Source organism: Paraburkholderia sp. J8-2, assembly GCF_905220195.1.
In the GTDB taxonomy this organism is placed as follows: domain Bacteria; phylum Pseudomonadota; class Gammaproteobacteria; order Burkholderiales; family Burkholderiaceae; genus Paraburkholderia.
Window position 1 is genome coordinate 1 of the sequence record NZ_CAJMZA010000091.1, and the last position, 1,513, is coordinate 1,513.

The 1,513-nt window shown below is 55.8% G+C and carries 2 protein-coding genes; both read left to right on the plus strand.

Annotation, left to right across the window (positions count from 1 at the left end):
• The first annotated feature begins 743 nt into the window (after positions 1-743).
• The gene (locus U5A52_RS42900; protein ID WP_321918087.1) at positions 744-866 is read left to right on the plus strand and encodes a hypothetical protein; all 123 of its coding nucleotides are present in this window, start codon (positions 744-746) and stop codon (positions 864-866) included.
• A 1-nt stretch (position 867) separates the two neighbouring features.
• The gene (locus U5A52_RS42905; RefSeq protein ID WP_321918085.1) at positions 868-1,311 is read left to right on the plus strand and encodes a cupin domain-containing protein; all 444 of its coding nucleotides are present in this window, start codon (positions 868-870) and stop codon (positions 1,309-1,311) included.
• Positions 1,312-1,513: the final 202 nt, after the last annotated feature.

Below are 1,513 nucleotides of genomic sequence, written 5' to 3' on the forward strand. Positions count from 1 at the left end.
TTTGTCCCTGCACAATAGACCCGAGAAAATCCGCAATAGACCCGAAAAATATCCCTACATGCTGAGCCAATAGATCAAAAAAACAGAAAGGTAAATTAAATATTTCCTCCACCGAGTGACCGATTTTTGAGCAAATTCGACACTCAAATGTCAATGTGGCGATGCGGCCGAACGCTGTTGGCCGGTTTCACCCACTAAGCTGTGGCACGACAAAACTGCCGTTCGCGCCCGGGATTGTTTTGAACGACAGCTAACGGCGAAGCCGGCGAGCGCGCGATCGGCCATCAACGGCCGCTCATCCAGGTCATTGCACGGACGTTTGAACGTCAGCGTCGCCTCGCATGACGGACGGTCATGCCGACTCCTCTCATCCCTCGTCGTCGAAGTCAGGTAATTGTTACGCGTATGCGCGTTAGCGCACACTTGGAAAGTAGCGACGAGAATACTGTTTGTCTCGAAGTTGGTCTTGCACAACGCTGGAACCCGCAAACGTCGCAGAGTGTTTGCGGAGAAGGAAACGTCCCAGTTGCCTTGGCTCTCGCAAAACTGTAATACGCTGATGGCGTCGCGAACCCACAATCCGGCGAGAATCCCGTCGCGTTCGTGGAAAAAAATCTGGCATTGACCGAGGCAGATGGGGCCGTCTTCGCGCGGGCCGCATTCGCTTTTAACAAATTGCCGCAGCGACTAGTCTTCTTGAACGGTCCGCCGAAAACGCCTGCCTGCGAAGTGCTACGGTGGCAATGGCAAAACCCATTGATAAATTGAATCTAAAAATTCCGTCGGCGCGCCGTGCCGCAATTGCTGCTTCCATTGCCTACGACCGTAGCGGCCTGACGAAAAATCCCGATCTGGAGGAGGTTTAAAATGACTCCCAGCGGCGCGCCGCCAGGCGAACCAATCATCATTGGACAATTGCAGATCCGATACCTGATCGACGGAACTGCCACAGGCGGCATGGGTATTTTTGAGCTGACCGTGCCGCCCAACTCTCCAGTTCCGCCGCCACATAGCCATACCCTTAACGAAGAATGCGTTTATGTCCTGGAGGGCGTGCTTCGATGCTCGGTTGATGGAATAGTCCGAGACCTGACGCCGGGAGAATGCGGGGTTAGCCCAAGAGGATCGGTTCACCACTTCAGCAACCCGTACACTGACACAGCACGCGCCCTCGTCGTCCTTACGCCCGACATCGGAGCGCAGTATTTTCGTGATGTCGGAACGATCATAAATGCCGGCGGCCCCCCCGACCGCGACAAGCTGATCGGTGTCATGTCGAGGTACGGACTGGTGCCCGCTCCGCTTCCGTGAAATAGCGAACGGTCGTTGCCCGACAATCGTTTCTGGCTCTCGATGCCCGATCTGCGGATTAATGCTACAGCTCGATTCGGTTCCCGCACTGGACCGATGCAATCGGGGTGGTCACGCACGCGTCGGCTGGCATGCCCGCACGGATGTCTGCAGGGCACCCGATAGCTGCCATCGAGAGCGTACGGGAACGAATGACGGGAAA